This window comes from Periweissella fabalis, assembly GCF_012396505.1.
Taxonomy (GTDB): Bacteria; Bacillota; Bacilli; order Lactobacillales; family Lactobacillaceae; genus Periweissella; species Periweissella fabalis.
The window spans coordinates 18,413-35,354 of the sequence record NZ_JAAXPN010000003.1; the positions used below are offsets into that span (position 1 = coordinate 18,413).

General features: G+C 38.7%; 15 protein-coding genes. All 15 read right to left on the minus strand.

The window, feature by feature from the left end; translation table 11 throughout:
* Positions 1-111: 111 nt before the first annotated feature.
* The 15 genes from HF964_RS04055 to HF964_RS04125 all read right to left on the minus strand — a co-directional run bounded on the left by HF964_RS04055 (position 112) and on the right by HF964_RS04125 (position 16,933).
* A complete protein-coding gene (locus HF964_RS04055) occupies positions 112-1,032 on the minus strand; it encodes a flagellin N-terminal helical domain-containing protein (protein WP_168721785.1) in 921 nt (306 codons plus the stop codon).
* 198 nt (positions 1,033-1,230) lie between these two features.
* Complete coding sequence (locus HF964_RS04060; protein WP_168721786.1) at positions 1,231-2,187, minus strand: flagellin N-terminal helical domain-containing protein; 957 nt, start codon at positions 2,185-2,187, stop codon at positions 1,231-1,233.
* A 749-nt stretch (positions 2,188-2,936) separates the two neighbouring features.
* Complete coding sequence (flgL, locus tag HF964_RS04065) at positions 2,937-3,911, minus strand: flagellar hook-associated protein FlgL (RefSeq protein WP_168721787.1); 975 nt, start codon at positions 3,909-3,911, stop codon at positions 2,937-2,939.
* Complete coding sequence (flgK, locus tag HF964_RS04070) at positions 3,911-5,497, minus strand: flagellar hook-associated protein FlgK (protein ID WP_168721788.1); 1,587 nt, start codon at positions 5,495-5,497, stop codon at positions 3,911-3,913. The genes flgL and flgK overlap by 1 nt, the downstream gene beginning before the upstream one ends.
* A gap of 9 nt (positions 5,498-5,506) precedes the next feature.
* On the minus strand, positions 5,507-5,866 hold the full coding sequence (locus HF964_RS04075) for a hypothetical protein (RefSeq protein WP_168721789.1): 360 nt from the start codon (positions 5,864-5,866) through the stop codon (positions 5,507-5,509).
* Between the two features lie 13 nt (positions 5,867-5,879).
* Positions 5,880-6,185: a flagellar biosynthesis anti-sigma factor FlgM gene (gene flgM / locus HF964_RS04080; RefSeq protein WP_168721790.1), complete on the minus strand. Its 306-nt coding sequence runs from the start codon at positions 6,183-6,185 to the stop codon at positions 5,880-5,882.
* Positions 6,186-6,296: 111 nt separating this feature from the next.
* Entirely contained in the window at positions 6,297-6,548 is a 252-nt protein-coding gene (locus tag HF964_RS04085) for a hypothetical protein (protein WP_168721791.1), read from the minus strand.
* A 157-nt stretch (positions 6,549-6,705) separates the two neighbouring features.
* Positions 6,706-8,865 carry a methyl-accepting chemotaxis protein gene (locus tag HF964_RS04090; protein WP_168721792.1) on the minus strand — a complete coding sequence of 720 codons (2,160 nt, stop codon included), beginning with the start codon at positions 8,863-8,865 and terminating at the stop codon, positions 6,706-6,708.
* Positions 8,866-8,965: 100 nt separating this feature from the next.
* Positions 8,966-11,056 (minus strand): methyl-accepting chemotaxis protein, encoded by a 2,091-nt coding sequence (locus HF964_RS04095; protein WP_168721793.1) that lies wholly within the window; start codon positions 11,054-11,056, stop codon positions 8,966-8,968.
* 265 nt (positions 11,057-11,321) lie between these two features.
* Positions 11,322-12,488 (minus strand): flagellar motor switch phosphatase FliY, encoded by a 1,167-nt coding sequence (gene fliY / locus HF964_RS04100; protein ID WP_168721794.1) that lies wholly within the window; start codon positions 12,486-12,488, stop codon positions 11,322-11,324.
* Positions 12,481-13,491, minus strand: a complete 1,011-nt coding sequence (gene fliM / locus HF964_RS04105; protein WP_168721795.1) for a flagellar motor switch protein FliM — start codon at positions 13,489-13,491, stop codon at positions 12,481-12,483. The genes fliY and fliM overlap by 8 nt, the downstream gene beginning before the upstream one ends.
* Positions 13,492-13,506: 15 nt before the next feature.
* A complete protein-coding gene (locus HF964_RS04110) occupies positions 13,507-13,899 on the minus strand; it encodes a chemotaxis protein CheW (RefSeq protein WP_168721796.1) in 393 nt (130 codons plus the stop codon).
* A 21-nt stretch (positions 13,900-13,920) separates the two neighbouring features.
* Complete coding sequence (locus tag HF964_RS04115; protein WP_168721797.1) at positions 13,921-14,283, minus strand: response regulator; 363 nt, start codon at positions 14,281-14,283, stop codon at positions 13,921-13,923.
* A 12-nt stretch (positions 14,284-14,295) separates the two neighbouring features.
* Positions 14,296-14,883, minus strand: coding sequence for a chemotaxis protein CheC (locus HF964_RS04120; RefSeq protein ID WP_168721798.1), 588 nt, complete (start codon positions 14,881-14,883; stop codon positions 14,296-14,298).
* Entirely contained in the window at positions 14,873-16,933 is a 2,061-nt protein-coding gene (locus HF964_RS04125; RefSeq protein ID WP_168721799.1) for a chemotaxis protein CheA, read from the minus strand. Before HF964_RS04125 ends, HF964_RS04120 begins: the two co-directional genes overlap by 11 nt.
* Positions 16,934-16,942 lie beyond the last annotated feature (9 nt).

A 16,942-nucleotide genomic window follows, 5' to 3' on the forward strand; every position in this document is an offset into this window, starting at 1 on the left:
ATGTGGTATTATCTTAACGCTTGCTTAACTTTTGTGGACACAAAAAAATGGTCGAATTTTAGCAATTCAACCATTTCTTTTAGTTCTATTGTGTTAGTAGCTAACTTAAAATTAACCTTGTAACAATGAAAGGACACTATTAGGCATAGCATTAGCTTGCGCAAGCATTGAAGTTGATGCTTGTGACAAGATGTTAGTCTTAGTGAAGTTCATCATTTCTTGGGCCATATCAACGTCACGAATACGTGAGTTAGCATCTGACAAGTTAGTAGCAGTTGCACCCAGGTTGTTGATTGTGTGGTCAAGCGTGTTTTGAGTCGCACCCAATGATGAACGTTGGTCTGAAACAGCCTTGATAGATTTATCTATAGCATCAAGGTTCTTGTTTGCAGCTGCAATATCATCAGCATCAGTTTGATTATCGGCACCATCAGCGACACCATCTTTCTTAACAAGGCTCAAATGTTTCCCCGCAGTTGTTGTGTCAGTTGAGAATAAGTTTGCTGTACTCATATCATCAATTGAGACATCAACAGTTTGGTTAGCGTTAGCACCGACTTGAAAGCTAAACTTTGTGCTAGCATTCACCTTAGTAGCGTCTGAACCTTCTGCTGCAGTACCGTTCAACAAGTTCTTACCATTAAATTGCGTAGTTGTTGCAATTTTATCGATTTCACCTTGTAATGATTGGTATTCAGCATCAAGTTGCTTACGGTCGTCGTGGCTCAAAGTACCATTGGCACTTTGAACAGTAAGGTCACGCATGCGGCCAAGGATTGAGTGCGTTTCGTTCAAAGCACCTTCAGCAGTTTGCACAAGTGAAATCCCGTCTTGGGCGTTACGCTTAGCTTGGGTCAAACCACCGATTTGAGCTTTCATCTTTTCTGAGATAGCAAGACCGGCGGCGTCATCCCCAGCCTTGTTGATCCGTGAACCTGATGATAATTTAGCCAATGAATTAGCTTTCATACTGTTAGCAGAAACTAAGTTGTTATATGTGTTCATTGCTGCAACGTTTGTGTTAATACGCATAATTAATTCTCCATTTAATTTTTATTTTCAGAGGTTTGCCTCATAAATATATATATCGGTCGGGTTAATATTTTTTTAAGTATTTTTACAAATAAATTGAACAATTATTTATTATGTTATTAATTTTAATTAATATTAATTATATTATATAACAACAAAAAAACCGTCGCATAAAGCAACGGTTTAACAGTATTAATATTAACCTTGAAGCAATGAAAGCACACTGTTAGGCATAGCATTGGCTTGTGCTAGCATTGAAGTTGATGCTTGTGACAAGATGTTTGACTTAGTAAAGGTCATCATTTCTTGGGCCATATCAACATCGCGAATCCGTGAGTTAGCATCTGACAAGTTAGTCGTCGTTGCACCCAAGTTGTTGATGGTGTGTTGAAGAGTGTTTTGCGTTGCCCCAAGTGAAGAACGTTGATCTGAAACGGCTTTAATTGCCTTATCAATTAAACCAAGGTTCGTATTTGCTGATGAAATATCAGCCGTATCACCATTATCACCGTTATCAGCCCCACCAACCAAACCTGTGGCGGTTGTTAAGCTAAGGTGTGCAGTAGTACCGAAGATACTATCTGCATCCATCTTATTAATAGTTACATCAACATTTTGATTTTGGTTAGCTCCGATTTGGAAACTAAAAGTTGTTGATGTTGGAGCTGGTGTGCCACCTGGAGCTGGTGTGCCACCTGGGGCTGGTGTGCCACCTGGGGCTGGTGTGCCACCTTGAGCACCACCGTTCAATAAGTTCTTACCGTTAAATTGCGTTGTATTAGCGATGTTATCAATTTCATTTTGAAGTGATTGGTATTCGGCATCGATTTGCTTACGGTCATCGTGACTCAAGGTACCATTGGCACTTTGAACAGTAAGGTCACGCATCCGGCCAAGAATTGAGTGAGTTTCGTTTAAAGCTCCTTCAGCAGTTTGCACAAGTGAGATCCCGTCTTGGGCGTTACGACTCGCTTGTTGTAAACCACCGATTTGAGCCTTCATCTTTTCTGATATAGCAAGACCGGCGGCATCATCCCCGGCTTTGTTAATTCGTGAACCTGATGAAAGTTGTGCCAAGGCGTCGGCCTTCATTTGGTTAGCGTTAACTAAGTTATTGTATGTGTTCATTGCAGCAACGTTGGTGTTAATCCGCATAATTTATTCCTCCATATTGTCGAGGCCCTATTAGTACTCCTTGCCTCATGCCATATATATCGGTGGTGGTTAGCCTTGCTTAACACTTTTATGTTGCTCTTAATTCGTCCTTAGTTAACTTTATTTTTGCGATACCTTCTTAATTTTTGTTTAGGAATATCGCTTATTTTTCTTTAGAACATCGTTACTTTTTCACAATTTTTCCTTAATAATTGGAGTTACTCGGGAGTAGGAATAGCAAAACACCCCCGGAAGATGTCCGTCTTCCGGGGGTGTCGGGGTTATTTAATTGAAATTGATTTTCCTAAACGTGCTCTCCGCCTCAAACACCTCCGTCTAACTTTAAATCACTTATATGCCTAAACCGCATATTACGTGATTTTCGTTAGTACTCGCTGTTTACCGAGGAGGTTCGCACTCTTACTTCTAAAACGTGCAAAACGCTGCAAATACCGCCGCATATACACAATCACCTACTGACTCATAACCCAAGGTTAGTCGACGCACTAAACGTGCTCTCCCCCTCAAACACCTCCGTCTAACTTTAAATCACTTATATGCCTAAACCGCATATTACGTGATTTTCGTTAGTACTCGCTGTTTACCGAGGGGGTTCGCACTTGCTTCTAAAACGTGCAAAACGCTGCAAATACCGCCGCATATACACAATCACCTACTGACTCATAACCCAAGTCATTGGTGATTGCTAGTATGCGTTAGTATTTCCCGCAGCGTTTTGCACTCTTGTTTTACATATAATTCAAAATCGTCGTATTCATAATCTTTGTCCCCATCGCAAGGGTACTTTGATATGTCGTTTGGTCTTTTTGGTATTCCATGTAGGCTTTGGCCATGTCGACGTCTTGAACGTTGGACTTCATCGTTGTTAAGTTCAAGTTTTGGCTCGTGTTTTGTGCGCTGGCAATATTTAGACGGTTCACCACCGCACCGATCGTTGTTCGGACATTAACGACTTTATCCGAGAAATTCGTTGTTTGGCCGAGTAAATCACCACCTAAGGCGCTTTGCGCGGCGGCTAATTGATCGGGTTTGTTAATGCCTTCATTCAACGTTTGGATGACTTTAGCAAAGTAATCCCCGAGTTGCGTACCAGCGCCACCTTGGGTTGTCCCACCCACGATATTGGCACCATTCGTAGCTAAATCAATACTAACCCCACTTGAGATGGAGCGCGTTTGATTCGTCGTTGAACCATTGTACTTAATGCCAATGATATCGCCGGCTTGGACATTATTATCCGCGTCATCAGCGGTGGCTTTCACCAATTCAAAAGGTGGCTTATCGATTTTAGTCCCAGCAAAGACATACCGGCCACCATAATCGGCGTTCAATGAATCAACCACACTGGCCATCACTGAGCTAAGTTCCGTTTTGTTAGACTTTAATTCATCCGGCCCATACGCCCCATTGGCTGATGCTTGGACTAATGTGCGAATCCGCAACATTTGGTCACTTAACCCACTCAACGCACTATCTTGGGTTTGTGAGAGGTTAATTGCATCTTTAATCGTATTAGCATAGGTCGTGTTTTGCGTTAATGAACTACTAAGCGCCATAATTTGTGACGCGGCCAACGGATTATCCGATGGCTTGCTAACTTGTTGTTGGCTTGAGAGTTGTTGCATCGTTGCTTGTAAGCTTGATTGACTATTCCCTAGATTGTAGAGAAAGTTATTATAAGTTGTATTTTCAGAAATTCGCATTAGTTAACTCCTGTTCGGTTAATCAAAGTATCCAACATTTCGTTAACTACGGAAATCATCTTCGCGTTGGCTTGGAAGCCTTGTTGGAACTTAATGACATTTGACATTTCTTCGTTCATATTGACGCCCGAAATGGATTGTTGCTTGGCTTGAACTTGTTGGAGTAAGGCCAATTGTGTTTGGGCGTTATTGTTGGCGGCTTGTGTCACAATCCCATTTTGGGTCACGATATCGTTGTACATCCCCGATACCGTCGCCCCGGTTGCATCACCGACAAATGATAAGTTATCCGCACTCAACGTCAACCCTTTGCCACTCGCTGGATCAGCTAACTTGGTATTTTGTAAGTTGGCAATCGCTTGGGCTAACTTACCATCCCCGGCATCCGGATTAGTCCCGACGCCCGCTTGTAATTGGCTTGGATTATTAGCAATCGTAGTGTTCACTTGTAAGTTAGCCGCGTAGTTAACTTTAGGATCATAGACGGGTTGTGGGTTAGCTTGACCAGCGACACCTTTAAAGGTAAACATTAGCTTATCGGCTGACACACCATTCGCACTCATCAATGTGTTCGTAGCGGTCGCCAATTGGTAAGCAAATTTATTTAACTTACCCATTTGGTCATTTAAATCACCGAGAGCTTGTTGGTCCCCTTGAATCGTTCCACTACTAATCGTTACTGGTGTCGCCGTCGTTGTATTGTTAGCGACAAAAACTAAATCACCAGCTTTACCATTTGCGGGCACCGCAATCGCACTGTTTTCACTGTTCACATCGGTTGTGGCTGTAATAACGCCAGTCGCCTTAGCATCAACAACCCCCAACGTCCCTTTGACACCATCCGCGTCTAAAAGAGGGGTTGGGGTTACTTTACCATCGCTTCCTGACATATTAAGTGATACCGTTGCGCGCCCATATTGGTCAATCGTCGTTGTCGTATCAGCCATACTTGCGAGCTTTTGAATCACTTGATCACGCGTATCCAACAAATCATTCGGTTGGTCACCGTTTTGACTCATGTTATAGATTTGCTTATTTAAAGTATCCAGTTGCGTTAATGTTTGGTTGAAGTCCATCGCATTTTTAGCAACGGTACTAACTGTGTTACTTTGTAAGGCTTGCACATTGTTGGCCAATTTATTAATTGAATTGGCGACTGTTTGTGTTGCACCAACCACGGTCGTTTGAATCCCAGAAACGGATGGATCGTTGGCATAATTAGTCCAAGCAGCATTCATTTTATCAATCTGACTCAAGATCCCCGTTGATGACGGTTCGTTGTAGTATCCTTCTAATTGGCCTAACACATTCGCGCGTTCACTATAACTGTTTAACACGCCACCAACTTGGTTGAGTTGACCTTGCACGAAACTATCACTAATTCGTTGCACAGAACCAGCTCGTGCCCCCATCCCAATATCACCGATACCAGCAAAGTGCATCGCCGGCATCGTTTCAATATCAACGCGTTGCCGTGAATAATATGGATTATTGGCATTAGCGATATTGTGGCTGGTCGTCTGTAGGGACATTTCATTGACCCCTAAGCCGGTCGTGGCAGTATTTAATGTTCCAAATAAATTCATATCGTTCTCCTACATATCCGTATTTACTACTAACATTGCGGCTGGGGCTTGCCCTTTTGGACTTTGACCGTATGGATTGCGAGTGGTTTTTACTGATTCACGAACAGCATCCATCAACATTTTTTGATAATCCATTTCTAATTGCGTCAACAATAAATTTTGTTCCTGCAATAATTTAATTTGAGAAATGACAGCCTTAAGTCGTGGTGAAACTTCACCAGCATAATCATTTAACACGGTCACAAAAGTTTCTTTTTGGGCCACAATATTGGCTAACTTATCAGCTTGATTTGTTTTCAAGATTTTATTTTCTGTCTGTAATAAACGCAAAAATTGCGCTAATTTACTATAAAAATGTTGTTCGTTCATCACTTCCACCTAATTACTTTTGTTGGTCATGCATTTCAGCTGTTAGTTTCGTTGCTAATTTATCAATATCAACTTTATACTCACCCGTCATAATTTGACTCCGAATCGCCATTAACTTGGCATGGTCAACATGTTCTTCGCCATTTGTAGCTGCTGTTGGATGCGCAATTTGCTGAGCGGTACTTGAAAAGTCAAATAACTTAGCAACATGTGCACTGCTTGCATGCTCATTAGTTGGAACTGGCACATTTTGCTTGGCCGCCAAGTTAACTTGCTTGTTGTATTCGTTGTATTCGTTGTATCCTCGATCAATTTTCATGATTTCATTTCCTCCAGGTTAGATTTATATATTATTAAACTTTTTGATGTCTCTTATAGTATCGGCTTCCTTGGCTAGAATTTAAGTCAGGTCACTTGATTTACTAATTTCTTAAGCTTTAAAATGCTCGGCATGGGCCTTAATTTTTTGATTCACTTGGGCTGAAAGTTTGACTAACGATGCTTCATGAGCATGAGCCCGTGCTCGTTCTTGGGCCGCAAATGAAATATTATAGCTGTCTTTGGGTGTGACATTAATTTCTGGTAAGACTTGCTTGGTTAATTGTAACATTGGTGTTGTCTTACCAGCTGGATTAAGCGCAGTGAAATTTTTATTATAATCATTGATATTATTAATATTCATACTATCGCTCCCTAAGTTTTCTATCATATATTATCGGCTTAAATTGTACCCTTTAAAGGCAAACTAGCAAAAAACGACAAACTAGCTGAAATTTATTCTTCAGTCCATTTGTCGTTTTCTATCATATTTAAGTGCCTGGTATCACGCCTTATTGCAACTATTCTTTAATTTGAAATTGTTCACTAAGATCTTTTAACTCAGCTGCAATTTTTTCAAATTCAGCCACATTATTAGTGAATTCATCCATTGTTGCCAAGACTTCTTCTGCATTAGCTGAAACCTCTTGGGTTCCCGCAGCATTTTCTTCTGCTGCAGCTGCAATCGTGGCTAGACTTGTAGATACTTGATCTTTGACCGTTGTAATTTCAGTCATCTCATTACCAAGCATGTCAATGTCAGCTAGTAAACTTTGGTTAGCTTGATAAACCTCTTTTGTTGCCGCGATAGCTTCATCTAATAATTCAGATTGCTTCGCTCCACCGGTAACCGAATTAGTTGTCGCCGTCACCATTTCACTAGAATCCAATCGAATTTCAGCAATTAGTTTACGAATATCAAGGGTTGCCGCTTTGCTTTCTTCGGCTAACTTTCGCACTTCACTAGCTACAACTGCAAAGCCTTTGCCCGCTTCACCAGCACTAGCAGCCTCAATCGCCGCATTCAAAGCTAATAAATTAGTTTGTTTAGCAATCTGCTTAATAACATGAATAATACTATCAATATTTTGAACTTTAGCATCCATAAGTGTCATTTTCGTCATTAAAGCTTGCATCTTCGTTAACTCAGCTTGCCAATTATCACGAACATTATTAGTTGTTACCAGATTAGTTTGATTTAATTCTGCTGCATGCGTTGAAGTTGTTGTCATAGTAGCAATGTTACTATCTAATTTATCAACCACTTTATCAAGTGTTTGAACTTGAGTCACACTATGTTCCGTTTCAGTTGCTTGGCTCATTGAGACATTTGAAATTGCCCCGATGGTACTAGTAACTTCTTCAGTTGCTGCCGTTGTTTGCTTTGCTAGCTCAAGTAGTGCTTTTGCTCCATGGGCAACTTGTTGACTATTGGCTTGCACACGCATAATTAAAATACTAATTGATGCAATCATGGCATTATAATGCTCACCTAAACGGTTAAGTTCATGTCCGTCAGCTTTAGGCATACTAACTCGTGCAACTAAATTATCCATCGTCCATGTGCGTTGGCCTACCGGTTGAATCTGTTCCAACTTACCAGCCCCAACTTGCATAAAGTAGCGCTCGTAACTAGCAATTAAGCGTTCGAGGAAATTAACAATTAGAATGGTAATTAGAATAATCAAAATTGTCATTCCAACCAAGACCACCATTGAGGTAAAGTTCATCTCTCCTAGTTCTTGATGCATTTCACTTGGGGCAACCTGCGCATAGGCCCAAGTTTGACTATCCCGTGATGATTTATCAAAATAAACTTCACTAATTCGGTGCTGACCTGGAATTTGCACGACCCCACGCAATTGCTTGCTAGCTTCGATTGCTTTAAAAATTGGTTGCGTCGAAATGTCAGCCCCTGGCTTATTTACTAAAGATCTAGTAGCCCCTTCAGCTGAGATGACTGTTCCTGTAGCCGTAGTCAAAGTAACTGCACCCGTATGGCCAACTTTGATAGCTTTAGTAATATTACTGGTTGCATCGTTTAAGTAATCTATACTAATAACTCCAATATGCCCTTGTTGGTCTTTAATTGGTAAGGCTGCACTAGTAACAAACTTCCCAGTGGTTATATCTTGATGGGCTGGGGCAAAGAAGACCCCTTGTTTTTTAGCTAGTGCTCCTTTAAACCAATCTTTTGTTCGTGGATCAAAACCAACTGTGACCCCAGAGGTCGTAGCATATTGGCCATTAGGCATGCTAAAGGTAAAGCTAATATAATTAGTACCATTAGTTGTTTGAAATTGATTCAAAAGATTTTGAATTTTAGTTAAATCATAATTGTTAGTTGTAAATTCTGGTAATTTAGCAATCTGCTTTAATTCAGCAACAGCCTTATCACGTAAATTATTGTTAGAAGCGATCAAAACTGAAGTCGCGCTCATCTTATCGACATTTAAGCGGTTGTACATTAATTGGCGCGTAATTATATTAGCACTAACCATCATTACAATTAATGGGACAACGACTAATAAAATCATACCGCTACCTAAGAAGATTCCACTATTACGCTTATTGCCTCTTCGCTTAATTCGTGGCCACCATACTTTTGGCTGCCATTTTGTAGGCCATAATCGTACTCTACGGTGTAATATTTGCCGGATATCTAACTTAAATTTCATCATGTGTACCTTTCAAATATCTAAGATTTAACACTATCCAGGTAATATCGGTACTCCCAACATATTTTCAATAATATTTACAATTACTTTACAATTCTAAAATTTATTCTTTGATTTTAGCAACATCAACTGCACCATCAAGTTTGAAGAAATCAGCAGCTTGTGCTAATTCTTGGGCAACGTGCTTCAATTCGTTAACATTATTTGTAAATTCATCCATTGTTGCTAAGACTTCTTCAGCATTGGCCGAAACTTCCTCAGTTCCTGCTGAATTTTCTTCAGTAGATGCTGAGATACTTTCTAAGCTAGTAAGAACTTCATGTTGAATAGCTTCAACTTCAGCACTAGCCGTTTCAATTAAACTAATTCCGGCCACTAATTCTTCGTTATTATCAAAGACTTCTTTAGTTGAAGTAATTGATTGCTCAATTAACCGTGATTGTTTTTCACCACCTGCCACTGAGGTCGCTGTTTGTTCAACCATAGCTTCTGACTTAACTTGAATTTTTTGAATGATTGCTGCAATCTCTTTTGTTGCGGCCTTACTTTCTTCCGCTAACTTACGAATTTCAGCTGCAACAACTGCAAAGCCTTGACCAGCTTCACCAGCACTAGCAGCTTCAATTGAAGCATTTAGAGCTAGTAAGTTTGTTTGTTGTGAAATATCATTAATCACGCTAATAATCTGATTAATGTCTTGAACATTTTGATTCAAGTCTTCGGTACTATTCATCAGTTGTTCCATTTTAACCAGCTCTGCTTGCCAATTTTCATTAACATGAGCAGTTAAATCCATATTTTGCTGATTTAATTCAGCTGATGTTGATGCCTTGGTAGTCATAGCAATAACACTATCACGTACTTCCTTAATTACTTTTGAAAGATTTTGGACTTCAACGACACTGGCTTCTGTCTCACGAGCTTGATTACCAGTAACTTCTGCTATCCCAGTAATTGTACTTGCTACTTCTTCAGTTGCAACATCAGTTTGTTTAGCTAGTTCTAATAAATCAGCACTGCCTTTTGCAACATGTTGACTACTATCTTGGACCCTACTAATTAAGGCACTCATGCCTTCAATCATCGCGTTGAATTGATGACCAACCCGATTTAACTCGTGACCTTCCTCATCGGGTTTACGTAATCGGTATACTAGCGCATTGATCATACCAGTTGCTTGTTTATTTTCTGAAAATGCTACCAAGTTTCCTTGACCAGCTTCTTCAAAATAGTACATGTAGTAGTTTAATAGGCGGCGAATAACTCGCACTGCAATCATCGTAATACTTAAAATAACAATGATAATTACTATTAAAATAATACCTGCTGTTACGAAAATACTCCGTTGTTCTTTTGCCATTTCATGTGGTGATACTTCGGCAATCGCCCAAGCAGTACTACCTGGTTTTCCTTTATCAAAGTACAACTCGTGTCGGTTGCTACCTTGACCAACCATAATCTGACCAGTCCGTGTACTTGCCGCAGCAATCTTTTTATATAGCTCAGTATCTTTTAATTCAGTATTTGGCTGATAAACTAATTTTTTATCAATTCCTTTAGATGCTAAGACTAATCCTGTTGAGCCCATCAAGGTTGCACTTCCTGTACGACCAACTTTTAAAGCCTGAATCACATGTTCAGCCGTTTTATATGGGAAAGTTGCAACCAATACCCCTTGTTGGCCGCTCTTATTAGTTACCATAATTGAATATGATGATAACGTTAAACCAGTAACAGGATCACTATATGCAGGAGCAGCGTATGGTTTTTCTGGTTGTGCCATTACCCCTTTGTACCATGGTCTCACTTGAGCACTATAGCCGACAGGTAACTTAGACGTAAAGTCAATTTTACCATCTGGAGTTGCAAAACCAATGTTTACAATATCAGGATCACCATCCTCTTTAATGTAGCCAATTGTTTTATTAATACCATCCATATCAAATTTATCACCAGAAAAATCTGGTAATTTAGCAATGCGGTGTAACTCTAGGAAAGCTTTTTGTTGCATATTATCTTTAACTGCTGTTAAAACAGATGTCGCACTTTGTTCATCAACTTGTACTCGATCACTAATCAATGTATTGGAAATAGCGTATGAGCCAATTGCTGTTAAAATAACCGGTATAATTGCGATTGCTAATAAAAAAAATCGCAAACTTGGCGCAATACTTCTACGTTTTTGGTGTTTCATTAATTCTCTCCTAATGCTTTTTATTATTTTCATCTTTTAGTATCGGCTAAAAATATAAATTTTTAACCGATACTTTATATTCAGGTGGCTCAAAATCATAATGTTATTTGCTGAAAATTAATATATGTAAAAATCCCAGGGAAAATCAACTTCCCTGGGATTCTTACATATATTGCGAATATATCGAGTTTTTAAACCATATTTTAGCTACAAATTACTGCTAAAAATAGTTATGGCACCGTCGCTTTTAACTTTTATATCTTTACTAGTTATTGATTGATTGTAAGCGTTGACTCATTGATAAAATATTAGTGATTCGAATTCCGAAGTTTTCATTAATCACTACAACTTCTCCTTGAGCAATCAATTTACCATTTAACAAAATATCTAATGGTTCGTCCGTTAGGTTATCTAATTCAACCACTGAGCCAACGTTTAATGATAAAATATCACGAATTTTCTTTTGACTCCGTCCTAAAACAACACTTAAGTTTAAGGGAACATCCAAAATCAAATCAAGATTATCACCAGTTTTAACTGTACTATCAGCTAACGGTTGAAACTGTGGTTGACTAACTTGTGTCGTTGCTTGTTGTTGCATCGGTTGTGCAGCCGCTACTACTTGTGGTTGTTGCACTTGTGCTTGCGGTTGGTGTGGTGTCGGCTCAGCAGCTGGTGTCGGCTCAACATTTTCCATCGATACCATATTGGCCAGTGGAGATTCCTCACTAATACCTAGCATTGATTTCTCAATTTCTTCAACTACTTCATTTGAAAAGATTTGCATGATTTCACTCTCAATCAATCCTTCAACAGTTAAGTCAAATGAAATTCGATAAACATATTCATCAGGTTCAATCGTATCATAATCAATACTTTCAGGACTATTCCACATCCGAACATGTGGTGGGAGGATATCGACTTTACGTTCAATCATTGTTGACATTGAAGTCGAAGCTGAACCAATCATTTGATTCATCGCTTCAGCCACGGCACTTAATTGGAGATCAGTAAATTCAGTTGAAGATGGTTTACCTTCACCACCCATCATTAAATCAGCAATAATATTGGCATCATTGACGTCAAGGACCATTAAATTTGAGCCAAGTAAACCTTCTTTAAATTCAACAATTGTCGCAACTTTAGGAGTTTCCAATTCACCCATAATTTCACTAAAGCGACACTTCTTAACCCGTGGCGTTGTAATGTTAACCCGACGATTTAAAATTGATGATAATATCGTTGCTGCTTGTGACATTGAAATATTACCAACTTCACCTAATAAATCAAAGCGGGTACTTTCATCAGTTGTGTCAATAATTGGTTTCGGTGCTTCAGGAATATGTGCTTCATCAACTGGTGCTGGCGTTGATTCATCAAATGAGCCATTCATCATAGCATCAATTTCGGCTTGAGATAAAGTATCAGTCATTTTGTAATGCTCCTTGTGATCTTTCTAATAATTCAATTGCATATTGGCCATGGCTACTAGTCCCTGGCTTAACCTTAAAGTATTCATGTCCTTGAACATAGGTTGTTAACGGCTCAGAGATGCGACGATTTAACTTAATAACATCGCCAACTTCCATCGCAAGAAACTCTGATAACTTAATTTCAGCCTGTCCAAGCTCAGTTTCAATCCCTAATTTAACATCATCCATTCGTGCTCGCAAATCCTCAGAAGCACGCTCATTAGCTGAGTTAGTGTTATCAAACCAATTATGGAAACTCAATTTATCAGTAATACTTTCAAAGAAGACATATGGGATACAAATATTGATAAAGGTTTTAATTCCTAAAATATCAACTTCAATTGTTGAAAGTACTACCGGTTCATTGGGTGACATTGTTTGTAATAATTGGGGATTAGTATCCAATCCTTCTAACTTTGTATCAAGGTCAACAATTCCTGCCCAGGCTTGTTTAAAAGTCTCTGCTAAACGTTCCATAGTATCTTTTAACAATAATAACTCAATTTCTGAGAAGCGCTCTTTATCAACAAATAATGTTTTACCAGTTGAACTAATTCCTTGACCACCACATAAAAGATCGACCAATAGCATACTTAATTGGGGGTTAATTTCAATTAATTGCATCCCATTTAATGGTGCAGATTGTAAAATCCCAATTAATGTTACTCGTGGAATTGAATGTATAAATTCATCATAACTAATTTGTTCAACAGAGGCCAACTGGAGGCGTACACTAGTCCGAAGCTGCGTCGATAGGACGTTAGTCGCAATTTTAGCAAAATCCTCAAAAATCAAATGAACAGTATTGATATATTCCTTGGAAAGCTTAGTTGGCCGTCGGAAATCATATGTTTTAATTTTGACATCATTGGTATCTTCCGCGATGCTTTCTTCAGTGATATCACCATTATTCATGGCATTTAATAACTGATCAATTTCTTGTTGTGATAATACTTGATCCACAAGGCCTCCTCCTAACTAAAAACTTAATTTAGCAACATCGATTACATTGGCAATAACATCTTCAACTGCCACAACACCGACAAAATGAGAATCGTTATTAATACCAGACAATTGGATATCATGTTCTTCGATATCCAACACTTCCATAACTTCTTCAATCAATAATCCTTTACGATTACCCTCATGATTTAATACCAAAATATTTTTATTGGTACTTGATTCAGCAACATTAATTAAAGTAGCCAAATTGACAACGGTAATCACCGTCCCCCGGAGGTTAATTAATCCTTCAACCCATTCAGGTGCTAAGGGAACCTGTGTAATTGCGATTGTATCGACAACTTCTTCAACCAAATCGGCTGAAATTAAGTAATGCTGTTGATTCATTTTAAATAGAATCATTTGCATAGCTTATTCTCCTAGCCTAATTTATGCGAGTGCCTTTTCAAGTGCTTTAATTACACGATCTGTATCGAATGGTTTTACGATAAAATCAACCGCACCAGAACGAATGGCATCCATAACCATACCTTGTTGACCCATAGCACTACACATCACTACACGAGCGCTAGCGTCAGCTGCTTTAATCATCTTTAAAGCGTCAATTCCATCAACATCTGGCATGGTAATATCCATAGTAACTAAATCTGGTTTGGTTGCTTGATATAAATCAAAAGCTTCTTGACCATTTTGGGCTTCACCGGCTACTTCATAATCATTTGCTTCCAAAATGTTCTTTAACTTCATCCGCATAAATACCGCGTCATCTACAATCAATACTCGTTTAGCCATTATTTTTTCTCCTTAAAGTCCTATTGCATCAAACATTTTTTCTAAATTCCCACTTGCTGGGATAAAAAATAATGATGCATCTAAGTTTTGCTGTGCATATTTAAATTCATTACGAATTACTAAAATTTGTTCATCATACTGCTCTAATTCCATATACGTACTCGTTATCAAAGCACCAAAGACATCGTGCATCAATGTTGGAACATTAGCTTGAACATTCAAGCCAACTAGATCACCAACCGCACATAAGAATGAATTAGCAATGATATTGCCTAGTTCATTTAACGCTGATTGCTGTATCTCTAAACTAACATCTCGCGAGCCTGTCATAAATTGGGCCAACAAGTCGGATGTTTCATGTGAAACAACAAAAAGAAACACCCCGGTTAGATCGCCTTCGATTTGGTTATATACCGCATCCACAACTTGATCAGCCCCAATTAAATCTGTAAATAACTTTTGATAGTCCAACAACTTAACATCAGGAATAGCCATCTCAATTCGTTTGCCAGTCAATACTGCTAAACTGGTCGCTGCATGACCACCGCCAACGTTAATAATTTCACGTAAACTATCTAAGCGCACATCATCAAATTTCATTTATCAAGCCTACTTTAGTGGCATGACAAATTGCATTAACATCTAGGATTAATGCAACGGAACCATTTCCCAGAATCGTTGCGCCTTGATAACGATTAAGTTGTTGTAATAAGGTATCAATTTTCTTGATAACTATTTCTTGTTGGCCAAGTAGTTGATCAACTAATACCATAAAGTAATCTTTTTCAAGTTTTACCACAATACCATAGCGGCGTTGTAATTCTTGAGCTGGGATATCCAAGACTTTATCAGTTCGTAAAACTGAAATTAACATCCCCTGGAACGCATAAACTTCTTGATTGCCCGTCATTGTGATTTCATCTTCAGTCACCATAACAACTCGCTCAACTACATCTAATGGGGTGGCAAATGTTTCAGTGCCAACTTTAACTAGTAATGCTTGAATGATTGATAAAGTTAACGGCAATTTAATTGTAAAAGTTGTGCCAATATTAACCTCACTCGTCAAATCAAAAGTTCCACCAAGTTCAACAATCTTAGCCACGACGGCATCAAGGCCAACCCCACGACCAGAAATATTAGTAACTTCTTGGCTAGTTGAGAAACCGGGGTGGAAGACAAGTTTCTTAACTTCATCTTCACTCATTCCCTCAGTGTTAATTCCTTTACGTTCAGCACTTGCCCGAATTGCAACTGGATCAAGTCCTTTACCATCATCTTTTAAAGTGATATGAACCTTATTACCTTCTTGCATTGCTGATAATTCAATCACCCCTTGACGTGGTTTCCCATTAGCTTCTCGCACATCTGGTAATTCAATTCCATGGTCTAGTGAGTTACGGAATAAGTGAATCAATGGTTCGCTTAATTCAGCGACCACCGTCTTATCCAATTCAGTTTCTTCACCTTTAATGATTAATTCAATGTCTTTACCCAATTGTTGTGATAAATCACGAACCATTCGCGGAAAACGACTAAAGACGACATTTACTTGTTGCATCCGAATTTTCAAAACTAAATCTTGTAACTCTGAAGTCAAGCGTGAAACATGTTCAAGTGAATCTTTAACATCATCCATACTGTCACGCTTACTTGCATCTTCAAGTTGGTTACGATACACAACTAATTCTGACACAATATTTAAAAACAAGTCCAACCGATTTAAATCAACGCGAATTGATTGGTTATTGGCCGCTTTTTGTGGGTGATTATTTTTAGGGCTTTCAGTTTTCTTAGCTGATTGTGGTGTTACATCTGCTGTTGGTTGTGTATCGGTATTAGCTGCAACTGGTGGATTTACCGGTTTAGTTTCATCCTTAGCAGTTGCCCCATAGACATCAACTACAATTTCATCAATCTCACTAATGTTTTCAATATTACTACGTACTTCTGCTTGTGAATTCTTGGTAACATAAATGAATTTAAAATCAGTATCAAAGTCACCAGCCTCTAATCGTTCAGTATCAGGATCGATAATAATCACATCCCCACTTTGGCCAAGTTTTTCCATTACTAGAAAAACCCGTGCTCCTTTTAGAGCTGATTCTGCATCAATCCGAACCCCAATCTGAAAAGCATTATGGCCATCATCAATCGCTGCATTGATAACATTAATATCAGTTTCTTCTAAATCAGGGAAGCTATTATCAAGTGTTGTCTTTGTATTATCAATATGTGTTACTTCAACTGGTGCCTCACCATTTACTTGGGCTTCAACAACCGCAATCTTCGCTAAAGGACCGCTAATTTGTTCCTCACGTAATTCATTACCTTCACGTAAATCTTCTACTAATTGTGATAATGTATCCAAACAGGCAAAGATAATTGAAATATATTCACTGGTAACTTGTAATTTACCGGTCTTGAAAAAATCAAATAAATTCTCCATCTTATGTGTGATTTTGGTCATCACATCATAACCCATTGTGGCTGACATTCCTTTTAGCGTATGTGCTGCTCGGAAAATTTCATTAATCAAATCCATATTTTGCGGATCTGATTCTAACTGTAAAACACTATCATTTAATAACGATAGATTATCATCACTTTCTTCAAAAAATAGGTTTAAATAAACACTATTATCATCCATGTTGTCGAC

What these genes read in the sequence shown, in the direction of transcription:
- HF964_RS04055 (WP_168721785.1), bottom strand. Translation starts at nt 1,032, where the DNA reads ATGCGTATTAACACAAACGTTGCAGCAATGAACACATATAACAACTTA.
- HF964_RS04060 (WP_168721786.1), bottom strand. Translation starts at nt 2,187, where the DNA reads ATGCGGATTAACACCAACGTTGCTGCAATGAACACATACAATAACTTA.
- flgL (WP_168721787.1), bottom strand. Translation starts at nt 3,911, where the DNA reads ATGCGAATTTCTGAAAATACAACTTATAATAACTTTCTCTACAATCTA.
- flgK (WP_168721788.1), bottom strand. Translation starts at nt 5,497, where the DNA reads ATGAATTTATTTGGAACATTAAATACTGCCACGACCGGCTTAGGGGTC.
- HF964_RS04075 (WP_168721789.1), bottom strand. Translation starts at nt 5,866, where the DNA reads ATGAACGAACAACATTTTTATAGTAAATTAGCGCAATTTTTGCGTTTA.
- flgM (WP_168721790.1), bottom strand. Translation starts at nt 6,185, where the DNA reads ATGAAAATTGATCGAGGATACAACGAATACAACGAATACAACAAGCAA.
- HF964_RS04085 (WP_168721791.1), bottom strand. Translation starts at nt 6,548, where the DNA reads ATGAATATTAATAATATCAATGATTATAATAAAAATTTCACTGCGCTT.
- HF964_RS04090 (WP_168721792.1), bottom strand. Translation starts at nt 8,865, where the DNA reads ATGATGAAATTTAAGTTAGATATCCGGCAAATATTACACCGTAGAGTA.
- HF964_RS04095 (WP_168721793.1), bottom strand. Translation starts at nt 11,056, where the DNA reads ATGAAACACCAAAAACGTAGAAGTATTGCGCCAAGTTTGCGATTTTTT.
- fliY (WP_168721794.1), bottom strand. Translation starts at nt 12,488, where the DNA reads ATGACTGATACTTTATCTCAAGCCGAAATTGATGCTATGATGAATGGC.
- HF964_RS04110 (WP_168721796.1), bottom strand. Translation starts at nt 13,899, where the DNA reads ATGCAAATGATTCTATTTAAAATGAATCAACAGCATTACTTAATTTCA.
- HF964_RS04115 (WP_168721797.1), bottom strand. Translation starts at nt 14,283, where the DNA reads ATGGCTAAACGAGTATTGATTGTAGATGACGCGGTATTTATGCGGATG.
- HF964_RS04120 (WP_168721798.1), bottom strand. Translation starts at nt 14,883, where the DNA reads ATGAAATTTGATGATGTGCGCTTAGATAGTTTACGTGAAATTATTAAC.
- HF964_RS04125 (WP_168721799.1), bottom strand. Translation starts at nt 16,933, where the DNA reads ATGGATGATAATAGTGTTTATTTAAACCTATTTTTTGAAGAAAGTGAT.